Genomic DNA, 22,197 nt, shown 5'->3' with positions numbered 1-22,197 from the left:
TCAGGCTGAAATTTTTAATTAAAAATTTCAGCCTGTTTATAATAAATTCATGAATGAAAACTATAGCTATGCAAGTCCCTACTAAAACTTATTACTCTCCCGCAGAATATTTAGAATTAGAAACCCAGGCTGAACAAAGAAGCGAATATTTGGATGGTCAAATAATACCTATGGCTGGAGGCAAACCAAATCACAATAAAATTGCACTAAATCTAAGTAGTACATTGAATTTTGCTTTGAGAGGTACTGCTTATGACATTTTCATGAGCGATTTACGCCTTTGGATACCTAATTACCGTTTGTATACCTATCCTGATGTGATGGTCGTTAATACTCCCCTGGTGTTTGCTGAAAATCGCAGTGATACAATCGTCAATCCAATTATGATTGCTGAAATTTTATCTGACTCCACCGAAAAATATGATAGGGGGAATAAGTTTCGGATGTATCGCACTATTCCTGACTTTAGAGAATATTTGTTAATCAGCCAGACAGCAATGCAGGTAGAGAAGTTTACTAAAAATGACTCCGATCAATGGGTACTTTCTGAATATGCGACTAAGGAAAGTATAATTACCTTTGATTCATTTGAATTAGAAATTAGTCTAGATGAACTTTACGATCGCGTTGAATTAAGTTAGTAACCGAACTCAGAATTGCGATCGCCATTAATAAAGTTAATATTTGCCGTTAAAATGCTCGGCGTATAATTATTCCTAAAAAATATGAGGACGCACTGTCAGCACGACCTCACTTTATAATTAGCTAGAAAATATTTAACCGACTGTTCCTTCTAATTTTAGGCTCAATAGTTTGTCTGCTTCGGCTGCAAATTCCATTGGTAATTCATTCAATACGTCTTTGCAAAAACCACTGACCAACATGGTTACTGCATCTTCTTCGGAGATGCCCCGTTGAGCAAAGTAAAATAGCTGTTCTTCGCCAATTTTGGCAGTAGATGCTTCGTGTTCTAGTTTGGCAGTGCTGTTATTTACCTGGATATAAGGGAAGGTATTAGCCTCAGCGTTGTCGCCAATTAGCATCGAATCACACTGGGAATAGTTGCGCGCACCATCGGCTTTATTGCCAATTTTAACTAAACCACGATAGCTACCTTTAGAGTCACCAGCGGAGATACCTTTGGAAATAATCGTACTGCGGGTATTCTTGCCCACGTGAATCATTTTTGTACCCGTATCTGCTTGCTGTTTGTTGTTAGTTAAGGCAATGGAATAAAATTCGCCTATAGAGTTGTCCCCTATTAAGACACAGCTAGGATATTTCCAGGTAATTGCTGAACCAGTTTCTACCTGTGTCCAGGAAATTTTGGAATTAACTCCTTTACATAAACCACGTTTGGTCACAAAATTATAAATTCCGCCTTTGCCGTTTTCATCTCCTGCAAACCAGTTTTGAACGGTTGAATACTTAATACTAGCGTTATCTAAGACTACTAACTCTACCACCGCAGCATGAAGCTGATTGGTGTCAAACATCGGCGCAGTACATCCTTCTAGGTAGCTTACAGATGCTCCTTCTTCTGCCACAATCAAAGTACGTTCAAATTGCCCTGTATCTCCGTCATTAATACGGAAATAGGTTGATAGTTCCATCGGACAGGTTACGCCTTTGGGGATAAAGACAAACGAGCCATCACTAAACACGGCAGAATTTAAAGCAGCAAAGTAATTATCGCCTACAGGAACAACGCTACCCAAATATTTCTTTACGAGTTCGGGATGTTCTTCTAAAGCTTCAGAGATAGAGCAAAATATTACGCCATCCTCTGCTAGTTTTTCCTTAAAGGTAGTACCAATAGAAACGCTGTCAAAAATGGCATCAACCGCCACATTACCTAATCTTTTTTGTTCTGAAAGAGGAATACCTAGCTTGTCAAAAGTTTCTAACAAGGCAGGATCGACATCATCTAAGCTACCTAGCTTTTCACGTTTTTTCTTGGGTGCAGAATAATAAACAATGTTCTGATAGTCGATCTCTGGATATTCTACATGAGGCCAATCTGGTTCGCTCATCTTCAGCCATTGACGATAGGCTTTGAGACGAAACTCTAGCATAAATTCTGGCTCGTTTTTCTTATTCGAAATTAAACGAACAACATCTTCGCTTAATCCGCGAGGAATTGATTCGGTTTCAATATCAGTAACAAAACCATACTTGTAGGGTTGATTAACTAAAGTTTTAACGTTGGCACTCATGGTAGGGGCTTAAATAAAATATATCTTCAATAGTTGTTTTAAATTTTATGGAGCAGTGACGGGATGATTTGTTACTACTTCGCTAAAATTAATTTGTATAGACAAAGTTGAAGAAAGTTCACTTTGAGTTTAACAACAAATTTGTTGTTTAAGTATATTGTAAGTTACATTACCAACAAATGATATTGTTTTAAGTCAAAAAAATTCTTTTTGCTATTATTTTTCTATATAAGCCCAATTTATAGTCTTTAAGACGATGACAACCACTGGTTTACCGTCTACTAAACAAAATATTCTGCAATATTTGCTCAAGCAAGGTCAAGCAACCGCACAACAGCTAGCGCATGACCTTAATCTTAGTGCGCAGGCAATTCGTCGCCATTTAAATGAATTGGAGGCAGATGAATTAATTGCTTATCAATCAGTGCAGCAGGGTATGGGCAGACCACAACATTTGTACCAGCTTAGTAGCCAAGGACGCGATCGCCTTAGTCCTCAAAAATATAATGATTTCGCCGTTTCTTTTTTAGATACCCTAGCAGAAACCGCAGGCAAAGAACAGGTCAGCCTAGTTTTAGAAAAGCAGTGGCAACGTAAAGCAGCAGAGTATCGCGATCGCTTAGGCAAAGGAACTTTAAAACAGCGCATTAGCAAATTAGTCCAGCTACGTAAGGATGAAGGCTATATGGCGGAATTACATCAAAGCGCGCCCAAAAAGAAACAGTTTATTTTAGTAGAACACAACTGCGCTATTTCTGAAGTTGCTGAATCTTATCCCAGCATTTGTGGACATGAGTTAGAGATGTTTGCTGCGGTTTTGCCAGACTGTATTGTCCAAAGAACTCACTGGATTAATGACGGTGAACATCGCTGTGGCTATTCAATTCTACCAAAATGATCAGTAGGGGCGATTCGCGAAGCGGAGGGGCTGTCATTTGAGGTTTCATCAAATGCTTGTAAGCCCCGTCCCCTATTAATACGGTTAACTATACATAATTGTTCGGGCAGAAAATACCACTTATAAATGAAGTGAACCACACTTACAAGATGTTTTTATTCTCTCTACAATAAGAATCAAGTAAACAAATAACAGCGAAACAAATTAGCTGATTATTAAACAAGAAGAAAATAAAAGTATGACTATTATTCGTTATAATCCCTGGCAAGAAATGACAACTTTGCAAAGTCAGTTAGAAAGCATTTTTAACAACGTAGCTTCTGAAAACGGCAGATATTTTCCCGCAGCAGAACTAACTGAAACCAAAGAAACTTTTGAATTAAAATTAGAATTGCCTGGAATGAACAAATCAGATATAGATGTTCAAGCAATGGCAAATAAAGTGATTGTTAGTGGCGATCGCCAAGTACCAGAGCAAAACGCCCGCTCTGAGTTTCGCTATGGCAAGTTCCAAAGAGCGATCGCTTTACCAAAAACTATTCAAAATACTAAAGTTACTGCCCAATACAACAACGGTATTTTGCACTTAACTTTACCTAAAACCGAAGCAGAAAAAAATAGAGTAGTTAAAGTTAATTTAACTGAAGCTGCTGGATAAAATCTGAAATCATGTAAATAAAAAAGACGGTGTATTATCCCGTCTTTTCTTTATTCAGTTTAAGTTGATGCTAAATCAAATAATGTTGGCAACAGATAGTTTTTGGGTAGGGGCGAATTGCGATTCGCCCTTACGAGATGTAACGCATTCTTTTTTCTTTTTGGTATAAGTTATTAGCAATAATCTTTTATATTGTTTTACTTTTCAGTTAAGACAGATTATTAATATTTAGCAATTTGGGTTAAATATTCAGAAGCTAAAAGCTAAAGGCTAAAAACTAATCAACTAAATTTCAGCTAAAACTTCTTTTGCTACTGCCAAAGTCTTGTCAATATCCTCATCAGTATGAGCCAGGGAAGTAAAACCAGCTTCAAACTGAGAAGGAGCAAGATAAATGCCTCTTTCCAACATACCACGATGAAAACGACCAAATTTCTTCATGTCTGAGGTTTGGGCATCATCGTAATTGTGAACTTCTTTACCGGTAAAGAACATCCCAAACATAGCACTAATGCTACCTCCAGTAACTTCATGACCAGCTTCTCTAGCTACAGCTAACAAACCATCGGCTAATTTCTTAGTAATGCGCTCTAACTGTTCGTAAGTACCAGGTTTTCTAAGTAACTCTAAAGTTTTAATGCCCGCAGTCATTGCCAAAGGATTACCAGATAAAGTTCCTGCTTGATACATTGGCCCTGCTGGTGCAACCATAGACATAATGTCCGCGCGTCCACCATAAGCACCTACAGGTAAACCGCCGCCAATAACTTTGCCCAAGGTAGTAAGGTCAGGTGTTACGCCAAATTTTTCCTGTGCGCCACCATAAGCTATACGGAAGCCAGTCATTACCTCGTCAAAAATTAATAGTGCGCCATGCTCTTGGGTTATCTCTCTCAAGCCTTCTAGAAAACCAGCATCAGGCGTGACAAAGCCAGAGTTACCAACTACAGGCTCTAAAATCACCCCTGCAATTTCATCAGGATTTTCGGCAAATAATTTCTTGACTGCTTCTAAGTCGTTATAAGGAGCATTTAAAGTGTTATTGGTGGCGGATTTTGGTACTCCAGGAGAATCTGGTAAGCCAAGGGTCGCTACCCCAGAACCAGCCTTAACTAAAAACATATCCGCGTGACCATGATAGCAGCCTTCAAATTTAATAATCTTGTCTTTACCAGTAAAGGCACGCATCAAACGCAAAACAGACATACAGGCTTCTGTTCCTGAGTTGACAAAACGCACTACATCTATACTAGGAACAGCATCAATTACCATTTCTGCCAAGACATTTTCCAAAGCGCAGGGTGCGCCAAAGCTCGTACCTTTTTCTAAAGCTTCGTGGAGAGCTTTAATAACTACAGGATGAGCATGACCACAAATTGCCGGACCCCAAGTACCAACATAATCAATATATTGATTACCATCCACATCCCAAATATAAGCACCTTTAACATGGTCAAATACAATTGGTTGACCACCAACAGATTTAAAGGCTCGTACTGGGGAGCTAACTCCACCAGGCATTAACTTTTGAGCAGCACTAAAAATTTCTTCTGATTTAGCCGTTTTAAAGGAAGTTGTAGAAACCAATATTTTCTCCTTTAATTAAAATAAGTGTGTAAGTGAGTATCTTTATTTTAAAGATCTGATTTTTTAGTCAGAGATTACTCCGCCCTCAAACAAAAACCTGATTGTTTTTGTTCCTTCTGATGGAATAGGCAAGATCTTTACTGTAACCATTTGCTCAATAACTTTCTATTATCCTATGGATGGTAGTCTCAAAATTGGTTATAAGTATGAAGATTTCTAAATTAACGTAAGTTCATATTGAAGCTAAAATCCACACTGCAAGGCAAACATAAAAATGTCTTTTATCTCTATTATACTGATTTGCGCAATTGGCTTAAAGACCTGTAGCTTATGGAAGTGATACATAATGATATTGCTTATCTAGTTTGGGAAATGCTTGAGAAGAAAGGAAATTCCCATAGTGACGAAAGAATGGATTTACTCGAACGTTTCTACTCTATTTTGCTAGGTAATACGCGAGTTTTGGTCAAACCGTTGTTTTAGCATCCGAGTTAGACAAAGAGCGATTACGCGACCCGTAGCCGAGCGATCGCCGATTTTTTTCAGCTATCTACAGTTATCGTGTATGGGTAACAAAATTATTAGCTTCCATGATTTGATAGAGATTAATATCTGATTCAACTAAGCAAGCATGACCACTATGGGATAGAGTGACTACTGTTGCTTGAGGAAAGATTTTCGCTAAGTGTTTTACTTCCTCAACCGAAGGCAAAATCAAGTCTTTTTCGCTACCAATCAATAAAACAGGTTGAGTTATCTGCCGTAGTTTAGCTTCATCAATGGTAAACTCTCGCATCATTGCCAAACGCTGTTGAGCGGTCTGTTTGGGAGCAGATTTAATTGTTTCTGATAAGCCTTCACGTGCTTGAGATGTAAGCCGATTAATTGGAGCTAAAAAAGGTAAAGTAAGATAGGCAGAATGATTATAAAAAAAGTCGGGTGTCAAAGGAAATAACAGCGAACCTAAGTTAAGCCAGGGAACTCGATGAAATGAAGAAGCGGGATTAACTAAAATAATTTTCTCAAATAATTTAGGAGCTTGCAACAGCATTTTAAGTGCTATGCACCCGCCAAAAGATTCCCCACAAAGATATATAGTGCGATCGCCAGTTTGTGCTAATTCAGCCTCGATCAAAGCCAATGCCGACTCCGCCAAAAGATCGAAGTCATCGATATCTTCAGGAGGAATAACAAAACAACGCACGTCAAAACCAGCTTCCAAACTATCTGTCTGCAAAGACATCAAGTATTTCCCCGTTTCATCTAATCCAGGTAAGAAAATTAGCAGGGGGAGATTAGGTCTGTTTGCTTGAGGATTAAAAAAGTAAGCATCATGTTGGAGTTCGGGCATAACATTTTATCGCAGTATGTAATGGGGAATAGGTAATAAGAAACCTAATATTCTATTTTTTATACTGACTTTGTGGAGTTCACTAAAAGCGTGAAGGCTAAGAGCTAAAAGCTAAAAGCTAAAAGCTACCTCAACAAATAAATTATCTTGACCTATAAAAGTCAATTACTGTTCTTGATAGTTCCACAGCAAGCCTCCATCAACATAAAAAGTCGAACCTGTAATGTATCTAGCTTCATCAGAAGCCAAAAATGCTACGAGTCCAGAAACATCTTCAGGTTCTCCCATACGTCCTAAAGGTATATTATTGGTAACTTTTTTGAGCAGTTCGGCATTGTTAAGCAAGTCGTGATTGATGGGAGTTGCGATCGCACCAGGAGCAACATTATTAATGGTAATGCCCAGCGGGCCTAGTTCTACTGAGAGATTGCGAGTTATCATCTTAACCCCACCTTTGCTGGCACAGTAAGAAGTAAAGTGAGGAAAAGGTAGTTCTTCGTGTACAGAACTAATATTAATAATCTTTCCTTGATTATTTGTAGCTCGAAAATGCTTAACTACGGCCTGGGTGGCAAAAAAGACTGCTTTGAGGTTGAGGTTTAATACCAAGTCATAATCTGCTTCAGTTACATCCCAAAAGTCGGCACGTTTTTCTAAACCTGCATTATTAACTAAAATATCTACTTTGCCAAAGCGATCGATACTTTGCTCAACTAAATTATCAATCTGGTCAACTTTACTCAGATCTGCCTGGACGATTAGACCTTCAGAGCCAGCTTGTTCAATCTTTTGTTTAACTTTTTCGGCTGCTTCAGAATGAGTGTGATAGTCAATTACGATCTTTGCTCCCTCTTGTGCCAAACGCTGACAGATACTTTGCCCAATACCACCGCTACCACCAGTGACAATTGCGACTTTTTCTTCTAGTTTCATAATTAACCTCGTTTAATTTAATAAAAGTTGTTGATTTGCGCTCAAAAAGCTAAATTTGGTAAAATCACCGCATCAAGAGAATATAGTCCTGGTCTAAATACTGCAATTATCATCATGATCAGCTCGAAAAATTAATAAAACTAAACTTTTAAATTCTCCTGGAAAACTATCGCTGGGATAGATTAAAGCCAAGGAATTAGTAGCGGATAGGACAGGGGTTTTGAATAAGATACCGCTAGTTAAAAGAAAAGCAGCTATGGCATAAATAAATTTAAAGTATTTCATCTAATCTACACTTCTACTGTTTGCTTGACCAACGAGCGAGCAGCTTCGGCGATCGCATCTGCATCAATTTTGGCAGCACGAAGCATCTCTTCTGGCGCACCCGAACCTGACATTTCTTTTACTGCTAACTTAGTTAGCTGTATTTTTCTATAGGTACTAGGGTGTGTCATCAATTAGGCTATTTGCGCTTTTATCGAATTATCAAGCTGAGAATATTTGAGCGCCAGATTGTGAGCAAATTAAATTTTAAAAAGACAAGATTAGACAAATTAAAGCAACAAAAGAGAAGTAATTGCTTAGCCGTATCTTGTATATTGTGAATATTGAGCAGTCTCAAGCATGGCGATCGCTCCTAACGAGCAAGATTAAAAAAGTTGGCAATTAAGAGATTGTAGCTTGTTATCCAAGCAATTAATGATCCAAAAATAAAGATTTTCTCTTAGTTAAAAACAACCAAATACTTGTCCAAAAGCAGTTTCTTAATCTTGTTACTCATGAATTTTTGTATATCGTCGAGAAAAAAATGAATCCATTAAAAGAACTCGAAAATTACGGATAATCAGTTTGGCTAGACTATATTAGACGTAGCCTAATCTCTAATGGAGAACTAGAGCGTTTAATTTCTGAAGACGGCGTTAAGGGACTAACTTCTAACCCGTCGATTTTTCAAGAAGAGATCGCCGGATCGAGTGATTATGACAGCACTCTAGAAGCTCTAGAAAAAGGACAAGATTTTGAGGCAATGGCTTTATACGAGAAGATCGTTATCGAAGACATTCAAGCAGCAGCAGATCTTTTTAAGCCAGCTTATGACTGCGACTAGGGGACATGATTTCTAAAGTTTCTGACAAGTAAGATACACGATGTCTAGAACTATTTCCCAATGATGCAATAAGCGATTCATAAGCTTGCCAGCTAACGCCAGAAGTTATAAATTTTTTTTGCGATCGCTATTTTCAAGTTGAAGTTGGAAATAATCACTTAATAATGCCGAAGTCATATTAATATTGCTTTGACTAATCTTAGAATAGTCAAATTATAGTTCTTCGACACTGAATAAAAAGTTAGAATCTTGAAATTTTAAGATTTTGATCGGTATAAAAACTCATCTTAGGTCAATTAAACATTAATTAGGTGAAATATCTATCTCACTTAGACCCCTTATAATAGTAAGCAGGTAATTAAAAGCTGTATTTATTTACAGGCAGCACAGGCATAATCGACCAAATGGCGACTATACCAACAGGATGCTAGACTTTAAAGCCTGACCATAAAAGTTAAACATTATGCCATGACCAAAAGTTATCATAGCTAAAAATATAATGAACACAAGTCAAATAATGAGTAGAAATGTTGCAGATGCAATATTGATACTTCTTCGCTGAAGTGAAAAGACTTTTTATAGTGGTCTTTACTATACTGAAGTTATAGATAGAGCGATAGATTATTTACTGCGGAACCTTCATCTTAATAAGCGTCCTGAATATCTAGTCAGAAATGCGATCGCTAATGCCAAGAAAACTATTTATAAGCGACAGCGTATTTGTCTTCCAGGAATTTTACAATCTTTCTCTACGGAAAATATTCCCAATCGACACAGTAGGAATCTAGCTGTAGAAGAATTTTGGGCATTCAAAGACTGGTTTGAGCGAGTAGAGTTAACCAACAAAGATAAATTGGTAATTGATTTTCTGATGCGTGGCAAAACAGAGCGTAATCTTGCCGAACATTGGAATATTTCACTACAACAAGCTCGCGTTCGCATTTGTCGTACTAGAAAGCGAATTTTTCGACGTTGGCAAACCGATTCCAACTCATAAAAATATGAGTTACTACTGTTAGAAACTTAAAAAATTAGTTCGGTGTAATCTCCATACTAATGCTTATATTTGCACCGAACTTTTATTTCCTATTACTTATCAATCAAAAAAGATAATGAATCGACAAAAAACTGTTACCAATCCAACCTCTGAACTAATTGAAGTTGATAAAGCAATTCAAAGTATGCGCGATTCGGGATTCGATCTGGCAACTGCTGTAGGCGAAGTAGTCGATAATTCTTATGAAGCTAGATCTACTATGGTTCGCATTTGTACTTTTGAAGATGAAACATTAACCACTACTAGTAGAAGCAAAAAAGCTAAAGCAACCAAAATAATAGACCGAATCGCTTTTGCAGATAATGGTATTGGAATTGAATACGAAACACTACCCAAGGTTTTAAAACTTGGATTTTCTACTCGTTACAATCAGCGAGAAGGCTTAGGACGTTTTGGAGTAGGAATGAAGCTTGCTGCAATAAGTCAAGCGAAAAGAATTGATGTATATACTCAACCTTTGGGAAGCGAAGAATTTTATCACTCGTATCTAGATTTAGATTTGATTAGTGAAGGTAAACAGACTCAGATTGAAGCAGAAAAAATTCAAGGTTATCCATCTGAATACATCGACTTGATGAAGCATCCAAAGACCGATAAAACTTTTGAATCAGGAACACTAGTTGTATGGTCTAAAGTAGATCGTCTTGTTGATGGTGGTAAGTATGGTTCGGCGATTCAACAACGAATGCAAAACTTATATAAGTTTTTAAGTCGCGCATATCGTCAGTATATAGACAATGGCTTTTTCATAGAGTTAAACAAAAAAGAAATTACACTACACGATCCCCTGTTTTTACTTTACAATCCTCGCGTTGTTGAAAACTTTGGTCAAGATTTAAAAGCAACTATTAGAGACGAAGGGAACATTAATATTGAAGGTCAAGACGTTCATATTACTGTAACTCTGTATCCTCAAGAATTTCGTTCTAAATCTGGTGCTGGAGGAAAACCTCAGAAAAATGTAGGTAAAGAATTTCAAGGCTTATATATTGATGAAAACGAAGGACGTGTTAGCATTCTCCGTAATGGTAGAGAGATTTACTACAACCTAATACCTAAGCTTTTTCCAGAGGGCGTACAGTCTCTCGATCGTTTTATTGGAGTCGAAGTTAGTTTTCCTGCTGCCTTAGACGAATATTTTCAAGTTCGTCATGTCAAGCGTGGTGCTGAACCTGTATCTAAACTTCGTGAACAATTGAAAGGGTTTCTATCAATTCTTCAAAATTTACGTAAAGATATTCGAGCTTTCTGGACACAAATAAAACAAGATGAAGAGAAACAAAAAGGATTACAGTCTCATGAAGAATCAGAAAATGCCGTTCAAAGAGCAGAGATAAATTCACCTCCAGGCAAAGGAGGAATGAATCTTCTTCCTCAAGAGCAAGAACAAATAGTTTTAGACTTGCTAGAAGATTTGGGTATCGATCCCAAAAAAGATAAAAAAGCTGCTCAAGAAGTAAGACAAAAACTAGATAATTTACCAGTTACTTTTGTTGATAGTGGTTATCCAGGTAAAGACCTTTTTGATATCGAGCATCTTAACGGTAAAGCTATTATCAAAATTAATCATCGCCATCTTTTTATTAGAGAAATATACGATCCGTTAAAAGAGCTTACTAAAGTAGACCCTGAAGATATTGAACCGCAAGAAGCTATCAATTTGGCACTGAAAGCACAATTAGGTTTAGAAGTTTTATTTATGGCTTATGCTTCGGCTGAAAATAGACATCACGATCCAGAAAAAGCTTTTGGAGATCTTCGTAATGATTGGAGTAGAAAAGCTTATGAGTATATCCGCGAAGTCTTAAGAGATAGCATTTAATTTGGGTCGATCTAAAAAAAAGCGATCGCATTAAACTAATTCTTGTTGCTTGAAGCTGTTAACTAACTGATAATTTTTGTAGCTGCATTGGTAAACTAGGACGAGTTTGATTTGTAGGCGGATAAAAATCTAGTTCAGCCTCCATTAAATGATGGGGTTGATCGCAAATAGAAATTTCTTCAATTGAGTTCCAGTGCAATCTTTGAAAAAAGCGCACGTTGGGTAATTGAACTGTAGCTAAAAAGCGGTCTTTTAATCGCCTATAATACTAATGATACTGAACTGATGTTTAAGAATTTGGTTGTTTATGGAGTTTCAAAATATAGACATACATTCAGATAAAATTAAAAGATTTTGCAATCAATGGCAGATTATTGAATTTGCTTTATTTGGCTCTGTTTTGCGTGACGATTTCAATGTTTCCAGCGATATTGACGTATTGGTAAGCTTCGATCCTAATACAAAAAGAGGGCTAACTGAAACTTTGCAAATGCAAGATGAACTTGAAGCTATTTTTGATAGAAAGGTGGACTTGATTGTTAAAGCAGCGATCGAGCGCAGCGATAATTGGCTTAGAAAAAACAATATTCTAGACTCTGCACAAGTTATTTATGCTGCGTGACAGAGAATCTCTGATTGATATAGTTAATGCTATTAAACGTATTTTACATTACTCAGATGGCATCAGCTTTTTAGAGCTAGAAGCTAACGATGAAAAAATCTCGGCAATCCTCTATCAAATTACAATTATTGGCGAGGCAACTAAAAGATTATCTGAGTCGTTTCGTCAAAGTCATCCAGAAATCATGTGGCGAGAAATCGCAGGGATGCGAGATGTAATTGTGCATAAATACGATCAAATCGATCTTGATGTCGTTTGGGATGTAGTTCAAAATAAGCTTCCAAAACTTTTGAGTTTAATTGAAATTTTTATTAGTTAGCTGAATTTGATAAGGAGTTGATGTCAGCTAACGGATAATTGTTGTAGCTGCATTGGTAAACTAGGACGAGTTTGATTTGTAGGCGGATAAAAATCTAGTTCAGCCTCCATCAGATGATGGGGTCGATCGCAGATATTAATTTCATCAACTGAGTTCCAGTGCAAACGTTGAAAAAAACGCACGTTAGATAATTGAACTGTAGCTAAAAAGCGATCGCATCCCCAACCATTAGCCGTAGTCACAGCCTTATTAATTAGTCCTTTACCAATCTTCCAACCTCGTCGATAATTTGGATGTACCCCAAGTCTGCCACCGTACCAAAGTCCAGGTTTGGTTTCATAGATCCTGACAACTCCGACAACTTTATTGTCGTGGTTAATTGCCACGATAGGATAAGCGATTGAGTCATAGTCATCGCGATCGCTCATTTGAAAGATATTTTGTTCTTGACAGAATATTTGTTGTCTCAGTAGAAAGTAAGCTTCTATATGACTTGGAGATAAAGCTAGTTTAAATTGATAGTCTTGTTTCATTGATAAAAAATAAAAATAATATAAATAAACTTTTGGAAACGAATCGCCCTCACGAACTGATATTTTCAAAGGTAGAAAGTGCAGAACAAGCACCACACTTGGCACAGCCTGCTTTAATATTTTGGGAGGACATACCAGCATGATTCAACATTGCACCTACGTGTTCGTAGATCCCATACATAAATTTGCTGCTGGGGGGTTGATGGTTGGCTAATGGCGTACCTGTTATGGGAACAAAAGGAACAACAAAGGGATAGACTCCTAGTTTTATTAAGCGATCGCAAGTATCAGTAATGGTTTCCAGGCTGTCTCCTAAACCTGCCAGAATATAGGTGCTTACCTGTCCCCAACCAAAGACTTTTACTGCTGCCTCAAATGCTTGAAAGTAATAATCTAGAGATACCTTAGCTTTTCCTGGCATAATGTGATCGCGCACTTCTGGTTCAATTACCTCAATGTGCATTCCCAGGCTATCTATTTCCCAGGCTTTCATTCGTTTAAACCAAATAAAATCATCGGGAGGTTCGCACTGTGCCTGAATAGGTAAATTAACTCTCGCTTTAACTGCTTTGGCGCATTCTATTAAATAAGCTGCCCCTCGATCTGTCGTATTGGGTGTACCTGTAGTCATTACTAACTGTTCTATACCGTCAAGCCCAACTGCTGCTGCTGCCACTTCTGCTAATTGTTCGGGAGTTTTTTGGGCGATCGTCTTTCCTGCTGCTAAAGATTGTTCGATGGCACAAAATTGACAGGCCGTATTGCGGTTACTATAGCGAATGCAGGTTTGTAAAACCGTTGTGGCTAAGACGTTGTGACTATGCAATAAAGCAATGTGACTGTAGGGTATCCCCTCGGCAGTTTTGAGGCTATAAAATTTTGGCTGGTTGGGAAATTGGATCGATGCAATACCCCCTCCATTCTTTTCTAAAATATAAGATTTCTTATAGACCGACCGTTTGTGAAAATCTGCAAGTGTATAGTTAGATTTAGCAGCAACACTAGTGTGAATGGGTATCATTACTGTTGTGCCGTCTATTGTTACAGCTTTGTGATCTGATGGACCCGCGCCACCTTTTCTTCCTGCTGCACCTGTACTGTCTTCAACTAGTTTTAATCCTTGGGACTGTAGATCTGTAATTAATTTGCGTTTTTGCTCATTTTTCATTGCGATCGCTGCTGATTAAGGCGCGTAAAATTGTTAATTATTAGTTATAGGTTTTTGTTCGTTGATTTTTGGTAATTCTGGGGTAGGTAATTTGCCATTAATATTTGGTTCGTTTTCTGAGGCGATCGCATAATCTGCGGGTGTTTGTTGCCATACACTACGAGAGTCTCGATTCACCTGGAGTTGCAATAGATCGGGACGGGAATAATGTCCGACAGAATCCATCATCCGCTTACGTTTGGTAATTAAAGAAAAATCCAGATCGGCGATCGCCATTCCTTCTCCTTCTGTTATGGGTTCACACAGGGAAACACCTTCGGGAGAAATAATAGTGGTGTAGCAGCCACCAGTTAAAACCCGTTGCAGATTCTCATCGGGACAGATCTTAGCAACTTGTTCGGGACTTAGCCAGCCAGTAGAATTAACCACAAAACAACCAGCTTCTAAAGCATGATGTTTAATCGTCACCTCGGTTTGATCGGCAAAGATTTGCCCCACCATCGAACCAGGAAATTGCGCGCAATGTATTTGTTCCTGCTGTGCCATCAGGCTATATCTAGCTAGGGGGTTATAGTGTTCCCAACAGGCTAAAGCACCCACTTTCCCCACAGCCGTATCTAATACCTGCAATCCCGATCCGTCTCCTTGTCCCCAAACCATTCGTTCATGGTAGGTAGGAGTGATTTTACGGCGTTTGAGTAATAAACTACCATCTGCATCAAAGATTAATTGAGTGTTATATAAAGAACCCCCGTCCCGTTCGTTAACTCCCAAAACTACTACCATCGAGTTAGCTTTAGCTGCCTTACTCACCGCCTCGGTGACAGGACTAGGAACTTCTACCGCTTCCTCATATAGCCTCATGTGTTCCTTTCCCATCAACACTGGTGGCTGTATAAAAGAAAAATAAGGATAATAGGGAATAAAGGTTTCAGGGAAAACAATTAACTGCACCCCTTGTTTAGCTGCACTGGCGATCGCCTTTAATACTTTCTCGGTAGTTCCTTCTCGGCTATACAGCACAGGAGATATCTGTACAGCAGCAGCTTTAACATTTATCATTTAGCATTTACCGTTTAACATTCATGGTCAAACACTAGACATTTATCATGGAATATTTTTTCGATAATTTCTTATTAAGAACACAGTTTTTTATCTCAAAATCTTTGATAAATGTTTAATGCTTAATGTTCAATGATTTACATCGTCCAAGTATCAAGGATAAATGAGCCATCTCTACGGTGCATTAAGACTATATCCAGCACATCTAGAGGATTAATGGGGGTGATTCCAGGAATTAGGGAAGGTTCACCATGTCCATATAGTGCTTGCAAGGCAAAGCGACAGGCATAGACTTTTGCACCCTCTTCCATAATTTTGATTAGCTGGTTGTTCATCGCCTGATGTCCAGGAAAAGATTCATCGCCAATCTTTGGAAAGCCTCGCTGTATTCCTAACGTTACTCCAGGACCATAAAGCAACACCGAGGTATCAAAGCCTTTACGAATTAGACGAGTAGCCTGTAATAAATTTACTAAACCAATCGATCCTTCAAAAGCCACGGTATGAAAGGTAACTAGTGCTTTCTCTCCTGGTTCAGCTTTAACATCGGGAAATACTTTTTCTTCGTAATCGACAAAGAAATCACCAGCTTTGTGTGCGGGGGTAGTAACTTCAGGCATAATTTATATTCCTTTAATTTTTTTAATTAACGATTTCTTGGTAGGGGCGAATGGCCCTTCGGGTTCGGCATCGGAAAGCATTCCCTTGCGCCCTTCGGCGACGCGGGGTCTTTCCTCAGTTTGCTTATGTCGGGAAACCCGCCCACCGCAACTGCCTTACCATTCGCCCTTACATTCATTGATTAAGAGCCGATCGCAGCTTCATTAACAGCCAGCAATGTACCTGGATAGGCATATTTCATCCTATTAGCAATATAGTCAGACAGATATTCTGCATCTCTGGCTATGCCCGAAAATCTTCCCGAACCCCAGGTATATAGCCAAGGAAGACCTACGAAATATAAGCCTCTGGCACTTGTGACACCGCGATCATGACTGGGATAACCTTTGCCATCAAATACGGGAATTTTAACCCAGCTAAAGTTAGTTTGATAGCCAATACACCAAATTACAGAAGTGATGTTGCTTTTTTTATAGTCAAGTTGTGCAACTTCTTCTGGTTGCCAAACTGGTTGATAGGCTGCTTCGGTAGGCGCGTCTATTTCTTTTCTGACAATGTAATCATCAATAGTTCTTTTGATGCTTTCGGCTACATCATCAGCGTGATCGAGATTATGCTTTAGGTTAGGTTTAAATTTTAAGCGATCGCCCTGAATATCTTTGAGTGAACCATATAGCTGCATTCCCTCCAAGGCAAACTGTCTTAAATCTATTTCATGACCACCATCGCGACCTGTAAGATAATGGTTAGTTTTGTTTCTTACACTTTCAGGATCGGCGTGCTTATCTATACTCAGATTGTAATACCCTAGTTTATCCAACCAGTCTACAACATCTTTGCCCCGATATTTGCGAGGCGATCGCGGTGCGCCACCAACGCAGAGATGAGTTTTTCTTCCTGCCAAGTGTAAGTCTTCTGCTATCTGACAACCAGATTGTCCACTACCGACTACTAACACTTCTCCTTCTGGCAATGATTTGGGGTTTTTGTACTCAGAAGAATGCAGTTGTATTACCTCGACCGCAAATTTTTCAGCCATTCTTGGCACTTTTGCCTGATGATAGCTTCCTGTGGCTACAACAACCTGATCCGCCGTATAGTTGCCAATAGAAGACGCTAGTTCAAATAACCCTTGTGAATTATTTTTCTTAACTGAAAATACTTCTACTCCTTGCTTAATTGGTGGGTTGAAAGATTTGGCATAATCTTTGATATATTCAACGATCGCATCTCTTTCCATAAAACCGTCAGGATTATCCCCTGGATAATGATAACCAGGCAGAGTACATTGCCAGTTAGGAGTAACTAGACAAAAAGTATCCCAGCGTTTATGTTGCCAAGAATAACCAAGGTGATTTTTTTCTAAGACAATGTGGTCGATGCCTTTTCCCTTCAAACAATAACTGATTGAAAGCCCAGCTTGACCACCACCCACAACTATTACGGAATAGTGCTTTTTTATCATTAGCTATCTCAAATATTGATCGCGATCGCACCAACATTGCTGATGTATATCTCGCGACTGAGTTACCAATAGATTAGAAGTTATGTCCTTAATCAGCCTGTGTATTTTGCTACAGAATAGTTGATACTAGCGATAGGTACAGGAGTAAAAGATAGTTAAAGTATAAAAACTATAAACACCTGTCACTTTTAACAGGTAGTAAAAAAAATTATTTATCGTTGTAATTTGGTATAACAATAGTTCGGACAATATGGAACTATTGCCTCTTAATTTTGTCCAAACCATTGTTATAGGTAACCTTATGATTAAGATCGCTTAAAACTTCAGGATGATCGAATGCTATTTTTTTGATGTGATCATAAAACTCTTTAACAATTTTTCGTAATCCTAAACTCGACTCACTTATCTTTTTGAGTTCGGGGAATAATTGCTCAGAAAATAATAGTGGATGCCCTAATTTACCCTGATAAAAAGGTGCAGTAATCAAAGCCTTTTCTTGATAAAAAGTCTGTAATAAAGTTTGATAAATATAAAGAGAACGAGGTTGATCGACGGCAGAAATGGTAATGGTTGAAAATTCTAGAGGGAGACAGTCTAAGCCAGCTAAGATAGAACTTGTTTTACCGCGATCGCAATCTAAATTAATTACAACTTGGCTACCTTTCGGACAATCCGATCTCCTGTGGGCATTATGAGAACCAAGTACAATAATTGGTGTAATGCCAGCCTGTAAAAATTGTTCGGCTTGATAGCGTAGCAGAGTTTGATTGTTACGCCAGGGTAAAGCAGTTTTACAAGTTCCCATACGGGTAGAGTAACCTGCTGCTAAAATTATGGCGAAATCTCGATCAGAGCAGTTTTGCATAAAGTAGTTCTCCTATGTGAACTTTCGCTGCTTTTGAATGCTCTAGGCGATCGCACCCTCGCCAGTCGCTTCAACGGGTCATGGACCCGCAACGCGCTGGCTCGCGAAGGGATAAGCCTGTACCGCCACGACGCACTTTAATTAGTTCAGCGCAGATACTAACGGCAATTTCTTGGGGAGTTAATGCCCCAATATCTAAACCAATAGGCGCGTAAAAATTGGGTAATTCTTCCAAGGATATACCTTGCTGCTGTATTGTTTGATGAATCATACGGATACGTTTGTGACTACCGATCGCGCCAATATATTGAAAGGCTAAAGAACTCTGTAAAATAGCCTGCAATGCTGCAATGTCTTGGGTCAAACCTCTGGTAACTAAAGCAATATAAAGCTGCTGATAAGTAGCAAATTTATTTAAAGTCTCGCCCATAGATTCAAAAAGAAACCCTGCTTGGGGAAATCTCTGGGGGGTAACAAATTCAGGGCGATCATCCTGTACGGCAATTTCAAACCCTGCGAAGCTGGCAACTTCAGCTAAAGATACGGCTACATGACCACCGCCAATGATAAGTAAGCAGGGGGGTGGTTGGATTGTTTCGATAAATATGTAGGGACGGTTCGCGAACCGTCCGTACTCGCAAATCAAATAAGGTTGAGTATCTTGAGTAAAAGGCGTGACTAGTTTTCCTGATTGTCCTGTCTGAAATAATTCCATAATTCGGTCAATTAAGGCGATTGTTTCTACTCCTGCCCAGGTTTCTAACCAGACCTGTACTTTTCCGCCACAAACACCCTGAATATCTTTTCCTGGCGTACCAGTAAGATTTATCTCAACAAGCTGCTTTTCTCCTGTTGTCAATACCTTCAACGCTTGTTTAATTACCTTCCCTTCCCCCGCACCACCGCCGATAGTACCGATAATGCTACCATCAGCGCATATAGCCATCTTTGCCCCAACTTCTCTAGGCGCAGAACCAATTACCTTGACTATAGTTGCAATAACTACTGGCTCAGTTTCTAAGATACTTCTCAGTTGTTGATGAAAATTGCGATCGCTCATTGATAATTGTTAATTGATGTATACACTGCGACTTTGGTAATTTCGGTGGGCAAAAACAATATTGTTGATGAGTAGCATAGTTAGTTCCTTGCCCACCCTACAACTCATTGATAATTGTTCATTGATAATTGTTCATTGTTCATTGCTTCCCATACTCGTTCGGGAATCATCGGTAACTGTCGCAGCCTAACTCCTGTTGCATTGGCTACGGCATTAGCGATCGCTGGGGCAGCGCAATTAGTACCAATTTCGCCAATACCTTTTGCTCCAAAAGGACCATAGGGATCGGGTTTTTCGATTAAAAATACTTCTATTGGTGGAACGTCAGTAGCAGCAGGAATACGATAGGTACGCAGGCTAGGGTTGAGTATTTTACCCTGTTCGTTAAAGCGCAGTTCTTCATTCAAGGCATAGCCTAAGCCCATTACCAGTCCGCCTGTAGCCTGTCCGTGACAAATGCGAGGATTGATTGCCTGACCAACATCGATCGCCTCGGCGCAGCGCAACACCGTAATCCTTCCTGTTTCGGTGTCTACTTCTACTTCTGCCCCTAAAAAGGCAAAGGTAAGAGAAGCGCGATCGCTTGTATGTTCCAACTCTACTGATAAAGATCCTGTTTCGGCTGTTTTTGCTAATTGCTGGAGAGTTATTTTTGTAGCAGGACTATATATTTTAGCTTCGTCTAGTTCTAATGTTTCTATGTCAACTTCTCTAATTTCGGCTGCGGTTTTAAGCAGGTGCGATCGCAGTTTTTGTGCCGCCAAATTTACCGCCTGTCCAGTGATAAATGCCGTAGCAGAAGCATAAGAACCAGCATCAAAGGGAGTGTGATGAGTATCGGCGGTAACTATCTTAATTTTCTCTACCACCGTGCCTAATACCTGTGCCGCTATCTGACGCAAAGACGTATCCGAACCCGTACCCACATCAACCGAACCTGTCCGCAGTTCGTATCCATCTGGCAGTAGAGATAATTTGACCCTGGCTAAGTGAATTTTAGCTAAACCACTGGCTTGCATCGTCGCAGCGAAACCAATACCGCGCTTAATGTGTCCTTCTTCTGTTTGTTTATCTGGCTGGTAATCTAACGCCTGGGTAACTTTTTCAATACACTCATCGAGGGCATAGCTACCAATAATATGAAAGTGTTCTTCTGTGCCGATTAATATTTCATCTTTGGCAGTAATTAGATTATGCTGGCGCAGCGCGATTGGATCGATGTTTAATTTCTTAGCAATTTCATCGAGTTGGGATTCCATTGCAAACGTGCCTTGAGTTGCCCCATAACCTCGGAAAGCGCCTGCGGGCATTGTGTTGGTATAAACTACCGTTCCTTTATAGGATTGATTTTCACAGCGATATAAGCCTAGAGGAAAACAACCTGTCAAGAAAGTTACTGCCTCTCCGTGATTGCCATAAGCACCCGTGTTAGAAATAGCCTTCATTTCCTGTGCTACCAGAGTACCATCTTTTTTAACGCCCGTTTTAAGGCGGATGTTCATGGCATGGCGACTATTGGTAGCGGTAAATTCTTCTTCTCTGGTAAATCGCCATTGTATAGGTTTGCCTGTTTTTATTGTGGCAAAGACACACAAGTCTTCGGTTAATATATCTTGCTTGTTACCAAAACCACCCCCTAACTGGGGTTTATATACTCTCAGCTTTTCTTTAGGTATATCAAACAGTTCGGATAGCAATCTTTGGCAGTGAAATGGTACTTGGGTACTGGTACGAACCACTAGAGTACCATCTCCATCAAACCAAGTAATACTAACGTGGGGTTCTAAATGGACGTGTTGAACGGCAGGTAAAATATAAGTATTTTCGACAATTAAATCCGCTTGGGCAAATCCCGCATCTAAATCGCCTTTGTCTAGATTGACTTCTCCCGCAATATTATGTGCCGCATCGTGTATTTGACTCGATTCTGGTTCGTCATGAATTATTGTTTCTCCCTGCATTGCTTCTAGGGGATTAATTACGTGAGGTAATATTTCATAATCAACTTCAATTAATTCACAGGCGATCGCTGCGGTCGCTTCTGATTCCGCCACTACTGCTGCCACGCGATCGCCAATAAAGCGTACTTTATTATCCAATAGGTAATGATCTAAAGGATCGGGTACTGGTGCGCCATGTCCTGCGGTACTGTAGGCTTTACGAGTAATATCTTTATAGGTAAAAACTGCCTCAACTCCTGATAGGGCTTGGGCTTTTGTAGTATCAATATCGCGAATACGGGCATGGGGATAGGGCGATCGCAATACTTTAAGATGTAATAACCCAGGGGGCGACCAGTCGGCGGTGTATACTGGTTTTCCTGTAACTAGATCGGGACCATCTTGTTTGGGAACGTCTTTACCCACCTGTCCTTCTGATGCAGCTATGGTTTTAGCTGAACTCTCGTTACCACATTCAAGAACGCTGTCAATAATTGCCTCATAACCAGTACAGCGACAGAGATTACCTTCCAGTTCTGCTTTTAATTCGGCTTCTGATTCATACTCTAGCTTGCTAGCCGTCATAATCATGCCAGGAGTACAGTAACCACACTGGAAACCCTGCTTATCTAAAAAAGCTTGCTGCATCGGCGACAGTCTACCGTTTTCTAATCCCTCAATAGTAGTTATCTGATGACTATCCGCCCGCATTGCAGGGCAAATGCAGCTATGAATGGGCTTATCATCCAGCCATACCGTACAGCTACCGCAGTCTCCCGACTCGCAAACGCGATGCACTCCCGCATATCCTAGAGAACGCAGTAAGCTTAATAAACTCGTTCCTGGGTTACATTTGCTGTTATGGGATTGGTTGTTAACCTGGAAATTTAATGAATCTGGCATAATTTTAAA

21 protein-coding genes and 2 pseudogenes are annotated in these 22,197 nt (G+C 39.3%); 9 read left to right on the top strand and 14 right to left on the bottom strand.

The window, feature by feature from the left end; all coding sequences use genetic code 11:
• Positions 1-53: 53 nt before the first annotated feature.
• On the top strand, positions 54-641 hold the full coding sequence (locus tag SLP02_RS16675) for a Uma2 family endonuclease (protein ID WP_319421862.1): 588 nt from the start codon (positions 54-56) through the stop codon (positions 639-641).
• A 135-nt stretch (positions 642-776) separates the two neighbouring features.
• Here the strand turns inward: SLP02_RS16675 and sufB are convergent, their stop codons facing one another.
• Positions 777-2,216 (bottom strand): Fe-S cluster assembly protein SufB, encoded by a 1,440-nt coding sequence (gene sufB, locus SLP02_RS16670; protein ID WP_319421860.1) that lies wholly within the window; start codon positions 2,214-2,216, stop codon positions 777-779.
• Between the two features lie 256 nt (positions 2,217-2,472).
• On the opposite strand from sufB, the gene sufR reads away from it, so the two are divergent.
• Both sufR and SLP02_RS16660 read left to right on the top strand, forming a co-directional pair.
• Positions 2,473-3,114, top strand: a complete 642-nt coding sequence (gene sufR, locus SLP02_RS16665; protein ID WP_319421859.1) for an iron-sulfur cluster biosynthesis transcriptional regulator SufR — start codon at positions 2,473-2,475, stop codon at positions 3,112-3,114.
• Positions 3,115-3,352: 238 nt separating this feature from the next.
• Positions 3,353-3,772 (top strand): Hsp20/alpha crystallin family protein, encoded by a 420-nt coding sequence (locus SLP02_RS16660; protein ID WP_319421858.1) that lies wholly within the window; start codon positions 3,353-3,355, stop codon positions 3,770-3,772.
• Between the two features lie 285 nt (positions 3,773-4,057).
• Here the strand turns inward: SLP02_RS16660 and hemL are convergent, their stop codons facing one another.
• Positions 4,058-5,359, bottom strand: coding sequence for a glutamate-1-semialdehyde 2,1-aminomutase (gene hemL / locus SLP02_RS16655; protein ID WP_319421857.1), 1,302 nt, complete (start codon positions 5,357-5,359; stop codon positions 4,058-4,060).
• 330 nt (positions 5,360-5,689) lie between these two features.
• Between hemL and SLP02_RS16650 the strand changes: the two genes are divergently transcribed.
• Positions 5,690-5,842, top strand: a complete 153-nt coding sequence (locus tag SLP02_RS16650; protein WP_319421856.1) for a hypothetical protein — start codon at positions 5,690-5,692, stop codon at positions 5,840-5,842.
• Between the two features lie 73 nt (positions 5,843-5,915).
• Here SLP02_RS16650 and SLP02_RS16645 read toward each other — a convergent pair whose 3' ends face one another.
• The 3 genes from SLP02_RS16645 to SLP02_RS16635 form a co-directional block, all read right to left on the bottom strand.
• Positions 5,916-6,710, bottom strand: coding sequence for an alpha/beta fold hydrolase (locus SLP02_RS16645; protein ID WP_319421855.1), 795 nt, complete (start codon positions 6,708-6,710; stop codon positions 5,916-5,918).
• Between the two features lie 165 nt (positions 6,711-6,875).
• Entirely contained in the window at positions 6,876-7,643 is a 768-nt protein-coding gene (locus SLP02_RS16640) for a glucose 1-dehydrogenase (RefSeq protein ID WP_319421853.1), read from the bottom strand.
• Positions 7,644-7,933: 290 nt separating this feature from the next.
• A complete protein-coding gene (locus SLP02_RS16635) occupies positions 7,934-8,098 on the bottom strand; it encodes a hypothetical protein (protein ID WP_319421852.1) in 165 nt (54 codons plus the stop codon).
• A gap of 404 nt (positions 8,099-8,502) precedes the next feature.
• Between SLP02_RS16635 and SLP02_RS26750 the strand changes: the two are divergent.
• The 3 genes and pseudogenes from SLP02_RS26750 to SLP02_RS16625 form a co-directional block, all read left to right on the top strand.
• Positions 8,503-8,751 (top strand): annotated as a pseudogene (locus SLP02_RS26750) (transaldolase family protein); the annotation flags it as partial.
• An 853-nt stretch (positions 8,752-9,604) separates the two neighbouring features.
• Positions 9,605-9,748 carry a hypothetical protein gene (locus SLP02_RS16630; protein ID WP_319421851.1) on the top strand — a complete coding sequence of 48 codons (144 nt, stop codon included), beginning with the start codon at positions 9,605-9,607 and terminating at the stop codon, positions 9,746-9,748.
• A 115-nt stretch (positions 9,749-9,863) separates the two neighbouring features.
• Positions 9,864-11,630, top strand: a complete 1,767-nt coding sequence (locus SLP02_RS16625; protein ID WP_319421846.1) for an ATP-binding protein — start codon at positions 9,864-9,866, stop codon at positions 11,628-11,630.
• Between the two features lie 58 nt (positions 11,631-11,688).
• On the opposite strand, the pseudogene SLP02_RS16620 reads toward SLP02_RS16625, so the two are convergent.
• Positions 11,689-11,880: pseudogene (locus tag SLP02_RS16620) on the bottom strand (GNAT family N-acetyltransferase); the annotation flags it as partial.
• A 57-nt stretch (positions 11,881-11,937) separates the two neighbouring features.
• Here SLP02_RS16620 and SLP02_RS16615 point away from each other — a divergent pair.
• Together SLP02_RS16615 and SLP02_RS16610 are read left to right on the top strand one after the other, a co-directional pair.
• The gene (locus SLP02_RS16615) at positions 11,938-12,252 is read left to right on the top strand and encodes a nucleotidyltransferase family protein (RefSeq protein WP_319421843.1); all 315 of its coding nucleotides are present in this window, start codon (positions 11,938-11,940) and stop codon (positions 12,250-12,252) included.
• Positions 12,242-12,571, top strand: coding sequence for a HepT-like ribonuclease domain-containing protein (locus tag SLP02_RS16610; protein ID WP_319421842.1), 330 nt, complete (start codon positions 12,242-12,244; stop codon positions 12,569-12,571). Before SLP02_RS16615 ends, SLP02_RS16610 begins: the two co-directional genes overlap by 11 nt.
• Before the next feature lie 23 nt (positions 12,572-12,594).
• Here SLP02_RS16610 and SLP02_RS16605 read toward each other — a convergent pair whose 3' ends face one another.
• The 8 genes from SLP02_RS16605 to SLP02_RS16570 form a co-directional block, all read right to left on the bottom strand.
• On the bottom strand, positions 12,595-13,104 hold the full coding sequence (locus tag SLP02_RS16605; RefSeq protein ID WP_319421841.1) for an MSMEG_0567/Sll0786 family nitrogen starvation N-acetyltransferase: 510 nt from the start codon (positions 13,102-13,104) through the stop codon (positions 12,595-12,597).
• 49 nt (positions 13,105-13,153) lie between these two features.
• On the bottom strand, positions 13,154-14,272 hold the full coding sequence (locus tag SLP02_RS16600) for an MSMEG_0568 family radical SAM protein (RefSeq protein ID WP_319421840.1): 1,119 nt from the start codon (positions 14,270-14,272) through the stop codon (positions 13,154-13,156).
• 33 nt (positions 14,273-14,305) lie between these two features.
• Positions 14,306-15,334, bottom strand: coding sequence for a Nit6803 family nitrilase (locus SLP02_RS16595; RefSeq protein WP_319421838.1), 1,029 nt, complete (start codon positions 15,332-15,334; stop codon positions 14,306-14,308).
• A 137-nt stretch (positions 15,335-15,471) separates the two neighbouring features.
• Positions 15,472-15,954, bottom strand: coding sequence for an MSMEG_0572/Sll0783 family nitrogen starvation response protein (locus SLP02_RS16590; protein ID WP_319421837.1), 483 nt, complete (start codon positions 15,952-15,954; stop codon positions 15,472-15,474).
• A 182-nt stretch (positions 15,955-16,136) separates the two neighbouring features.
• Complete coding sequence (locus SLP02_RS16585) at positions 16,137-17,417, bottom strand: MSMEG_0569 family flavin-dependent oxidoreductase (RefSeq protein WP_413467392.1); 1,281 nt, start codon at positions 17,415-17,417, stop codon at positions 16,137-16,139.
• 259 nt (positions 17,418-17,676) lie between these two features.
• The gene (locus SLP02_RS16580; protein WP_319421834.1) at positions 17,677-18,285 is read right to left on the bottom strand and encodes a nucleotidyltransferase family protein; all 609 of its coding nucleotides are present in this window, start codon (positions 18,283-18,285) and stop codon (positions 17,677-17,679) included.
• Between the two features lie 70 nt (positions 18,286-18,355).
• A complete protein-coding gene (locus SLP02_RS16575) occupies positions 18,356-19,345 on the bottom strand; it encodes an XdhC family protein (RefSeq protein ID WP_319421832.1) in 990 nt (329 codons plus the stop codon).
• Between the two features lie 104 nt (positions 19,346-19,449).
• Positions 19,450-22,188, bottom strand: coding sequence for a molybdopterin-dependent oxidoreductase (locus SLP02_RS16570; protein ID WP_319421830.1), 2,739 nt, complete (start codon positions 22,186-22,188; stop codon positions 19,450-19,452).
• Positions 22,189-22,197 lie beyond the last annotated feature (9 nt).

Origin of the sequence: Pleurocapsa sp. FMAR1, assembly GCF_963665995.1 — a bacterium.
Classification (GTDB): domain Bacteria; phylum Cyanobacteriota; class Cyanobacteriia; order Cyanobacteriales; family Xenococcaceae; genus Waterburya.
Note: the sequence above shows the minus strand (reverse complement) of the source record. Positions and strands in the feature narration are given on the sequence as shown.